At 66.6% G+C, this 4,128-nt stretch carries 4 protein-coding genes and 1 pseudogene; 3 read left to right on the forward strand and 2 right to left on the reverse strand.

The window, feature by feature from the left end:
• Nucleotides 1-689: 689 nt before the first annotated feature.
• Nucleotides 690-953 (reverse strand): DUF5647 family protein, encoded by a 264-nt coding sequence (locus L0D17_RS12860; protein ID WP_243095661.1) that lies wholly within the window; start codon nucleotides 951-953, stop codon nucleotides 690-692.
• A 635-nt stretch (nucleotides 954-1,588) separates the two neighbouring features.
• On the opposite strand from L0D17_RS12860, the gene L0D17_RS12865 reads away from it, so the two are divergent.
• The 3 genes from L0D17_RS12865 (at nucleotide 1,589) to L0D17_RS12875 (ending at nucleotide 3,841) form a co-directional block, all read left to right on the forward strand.
• Nucleotides 1,589-1,954: a DUF6788 family protein gene (locus L0D17_RS12865; protein ID WP_243095662.1), complete on the forward strand. Its 366-nt coding sequence runs from the start codon at nucleotides 1,589-1,591 to the stop codon at nucleotides 1,952-1,954.
• 507 nt (nucleotides 1,955-2,461) lie between these two features.
• A complete protein-coding gene (locus L0D17_RS12870; protein WP_341474698.1) occupies nucleotides 2,462-3,430 on the forward strand; it encodes a tyrosine-type recombinase/integrase in 969 nt (322 codons plus the stop codon).
• 87 nt (nucleotides 3,431-3,517) lie between these two features.
• On the forward strand, nucleotides 3,518-3,841 hold the full coding sequence (locus L0D17_RS12875; protein ID WP_243095664.1) for a hypothetical protein: 324 nt from the start codon (nucleotides 3,518-3,520) through the stop codon (nucleotides 3,839-3,841).
• On the opposite strand, the pseudogene L0D17_RS12880 reads toward L0D17_RS12875, so the two are convergent.
• Nucleotides 3,829-4,128: pseudogene (locus tag L0D17_RS12880) on the reverse strand (integrase core domain-containing protein); the annotation flags it as partial. The gene L0D17_RS12875 and the pseudogene L0D17_RS12880 overlap by 13 nt on opposite strands.

Raw genomic sequence — 4,128 nt, forward strand, 5'->3', positions numbered from 1 at the left:
TTGTGGTAGCCTGCAGGAGGGGGGTTTTGGTTGGCATACCTTACCAACCCCCCTCTTTATTTCCTCCTGTCAAGTCCCTACGGAACAAAGTGATGAGAGGTCAGCGGGCGGGGGGGTTTGTTTGGGGGAAGGAGGGGCGCTTAGAAGGAGCAAGGCGGGAAGCCCGCCAGCCGTGCGGTCGTGGGGTTGGAGGTGGGCACGATGGCTATCCCCATGTCCCAGGCCCCCGAGAACTCCCCCGTCCTTTTCTTCCCGACTCACCGCCGGCGCACAGCGGGTGGAGCGAACGATAACACCCCACACAGGGGCAAAGGGTGGACGAGAATCCTAGCACACCCCATAACGTGGATCGTCTGCCCGATGGAAGCCCAGCGAACGCCCAACGCTAACTAACGTCCTTCGGCGTAAATCGTCCCCCCTTGGAGGGGCAAAATCCGTTGGACAGCTGGTTTTCAAGCTCCCAAGCACCCTTGCGGTTGCGGTTTCGCTCCTAACCTTTTCCCTACCGTACCTCCCCGTTTTCTCCAGCCCCCCATCTTTTGGGGGGAGCATACACCCAATGCTAACCCGTATTGAAGAGAGAAACTGCCTCACTCCTAAGGACATGGAAACCTGAGGGAGCTCCGCCGCCGCTTTTTGCCCCTCGCTCCCCAACCTGCGGCCCTTTAGGACCACCCTTAACCGTAGGGCTAGGCCGCCCTCAAGGCCAGGGGGCCATGAGGGGTCAGGAGGCCCTCCACCCTGTTCCCCCGCACCAGGGCGTAGACCACGGGCTCCTCCCCGGATCCCTGGCCCAAGGACCAGGCCAGGGCCTCGGGATCCTCCAGGAGGAGGATCACCAGGCGGTAGCGCCGCGGCAAAAAGGCCGTGACCTCGGGGTGGCGGTAGAGGAGGGCGGAAACCTCCGCCCCCGCCTTCATCACCCGTCTGGCCTCTGGACTGAGCTCCAGCACGCTTGTCCCCCTAGGCCTTGACGGCCCAACACCCTTCAATGTACTCCGCCAAGGCGCATTCTCTGTTCCGATGACTCCACCGGCGCAAGGGCCCGCCTCCCCAACGAAAAAAGCCCCGGCAAACCTAGGGCGAACCCCGCACCTTCGGTTTAGAGGTATGGTGTACCTGTCGCCGCTATATGTGCCTGAACCGTCGTTGGAGCGGGATCCACGCGCCACCACCTCGGAGTGCAGAGCGGGTGCGGTTGCGTGAGGAGTGGCCCTCGAGGGTGGGCAGGAGGGGGTGGTGAAGGGTCCTGAGCCCTACTCTCAGCTACAATGACCGTGTATTTAAGGCCCTCCCTCCCCTCACCCGCTCCCTTTTGGGGCGGGCGAGGGCGCTGGCAGAACCCCGTAGCCTCCCTCGAGGCGGTGGGAAGGGAAGGGTACACCTCGGACACATGAGGACCCCATAGCCGCTGAATGATCTCACGGCGGGGTGGAAAAGAGGGAGTGGGCCCCCTTCGGGGGTACGTGGCAAGCCCCGCAGGCAGGAATAGGGTGGCTTGGTAGAGGAGTGAACACCGTAAGGCCCGGGGAGGGAAGCTTGCCACGCAACCGCCACCAGCACCCCCTGCTGTCGCTAAGATGGTCCCGTGCCGACCTCCCTCGCCGACCTGGCCCACGCCCTCACCCGGGAACTGGACAGCCTGGAGGCCCGCCTGGCGGAGGCGCGGCGGGAGCTTGAGGCCCTCGTGCCCCTCCCCGTCCACTGGCGCGCCGTGCCCTGCGGCAAGGAGGGGTGCCGCCGCTGCCCCCACGGCCCCTACCCCTACCTCAGGGTGAAGGAGGGGGGACGCTGGCGCTGGCGGTACCTGGGGAAGGACTGGACCCCGCCGGAGGGGTTCATCCCCGCTGGGCGCTACCGCCGCCTCCTCGCCCGCTACCACGCCCTCCTAAGGCGCAAGGTGGCGCTCCTGGAGCGGCTCAAGAAGGCGGAGGCCATTCTGCGGGGGGAGTGAGGCGGGGCTAAGGCCCCAACTCCTCCCGCGGAAGGCGCTCGTCCAACGAGGCCACCGCGGCGACCCGGAGGAAGGCGTTTCCGAAGGGAGCCCTCCGGGAGGGGCGAGGGAGGAAGGGAAGGCTCCCAATCTCCGTGGTCCCCTCCACTACCACCGGCACCGGGTTCTCCTAGTGGAGGAGGGCCAGGACCGGGGCGCCGGGAACCCTGTACCCCGCCCCCAACGCGTGGGCGGTTCCACCAAGCCCCTCCCAGGCCTGTTCCGGAGCCAAGCCTCCCCCTTCCCCCTTTCTCGCCCCTGTTTTCCCTCCGCATCTCCCTCCGTTATTTTGCCCCACCCCCCAAAACCCACCCTACACCCTTGACGGCAACGGGGTTCCGCGCGTTGGGGTAGGTGTGGGAAAGAGCGTGGGAAAGGGGAAGGCGGGAAGGGCGGGGAAGGAAGGGCGGGGGTGGAGAAACTTTGTTGGGGTTGGGGTGGGGGGAGCGTGGTATTATGGGAGGGAAGGTGAGCGAGGAGCGGCTGGGACTGGAGCTTTGGGACTACCCGGAGGAGCGCAAGCGGGTGGTGGGGGAGGCCCTGGAGCGCTGGGACGAGGGCGTTCTGGCGGAAGGGGTCTGGGCCTTCCTCCTCCGCACCCGCAGGAAGCCGGACCGGAATGTGCCCGCCCTGGTGGTCCCCTTCGTGCGCTGGCTGGCCCTGCAGGGCCGGAGGTGGCCCAGCCTGGAGGCGGGGGACATCCGGGCCTACCTCCTTTGGACCAAGGAGCATGGGCATCCCGGGGGGACCCGGGGGCCTTTGAGTTGGAGCACGGTGGAGCGCTCGCGGGGGGCCATCGGCCATTTCCTCCGCTTCCTGGAGTGGGCGGGGCATCCCATGCCCCCCCACGTGGAGTATCCCCCCCGGTTCACCCCCTACGCCCTGAGCCGCAGGCCCCTCACGGAGGAGGAGTGGGGTGCCCTCTGGGCCCGGGTGGAGGAGTACACCCCCGCCTACTGGCGGCCCCTCCTCAAGGTCCTCCTCGTCCTGGCGGGGGAGGTGGGCCTGAACGCCAAGGAGATGGTGGGCCTGTGGCGGGCGGACCTCCAGGGGGAGAGGCTCTTGGTCCGGGGGGAGAGGCTCCGGGAGGTCCCCCTCTCCCCCTTGGCCCGGGAGGTGCTCCAGGACTGGCTTCCCCTCCGGGACTACCTGGCCAGCCACCAGCCCCTCCCCTACCCCAACCTCCTCCTCTCCCCCGGGCCCAGGAAGGGCAAGGGGAAGCCCCTCTCCTATGACGAGGCCAAGTGGCTCCTCAAGGAGCTCGCCCAGTTCACCGGGATCGGCCAGAAGGGGAAGCAGGGCAAGAAGGGGGAGCTCTTGCACCGCCTCCGCTGGCGGGCCATCCGCAACTTCCTCAAACAGGGCCACCCCAAGGAAAAGGTGGCCTACTGGACCGGGATGCGGAGCCTCCTCCTCCCCGGGTGGGGGGAGGGGTAGGGGGGCACCGGGGGCCGAGAACCGATAGACCCCGTGGCCAGACGGGAAGTTTCTTGGCGTGTTTATGGCAAGGGTTAGACTTCCAGGGTGGAGCCCGTTTACGCCATATATGTGGACGAACATGGGGAAACGGGGGGTGACTTGACCTCCCCCCAACAACCCTTTTATGTCCTCTTCGCCACCTTGGTGCGGGCTGGTTCCCCCTACCTTGCTTTGGAAAGGAGCTTGCGGGAGGTGGCTGCCGATCCGGCAACCCGGCTTGGCCTGAGGCACCTGGCCCCGTTGCACGCGGTGGAGCTGTACCAGTGCACGGGGCTGTACCGCAGCCTCCCCTCCGGGGACCGCCTGGGGGTGGAAGAGGCGGTGGAGGCCTTCCTCCAGATCACCGATCTGGTGGCTCAAGGAGTGTAGTCGGTCAAGACATTTGAGACTCTGGGGGAACCGACTCCTGGGGTAGCATACCCAGGAACTCCAAGGGGGCCAAGCCCCCCAAAGCCATGTGGGGCCGGCCACCGTTGTAGTAGTCCAGATAGGCACAGAGCTCCGCCTGGATCTCGGATACCCGAGAAGGCAACGCTCGGGTGTAAAACTCGTCCCGGAAGGTCCGCTGCAACCGCTCTACATGCCCGTTCTGCTCCGGACTCCCTCCTTCCGCAACCTCACCCAGATGGGCCAGCGGCCCCAGGTGGGGTTTCCCT

The organism is Thermus thalpophilus, assembly GCF_022760915.1.
GTDB lineage: Bacteria > Deinococcota > Deinococci > Deinococcales > Thermaceae > Thermus > Thermus thalpophilus.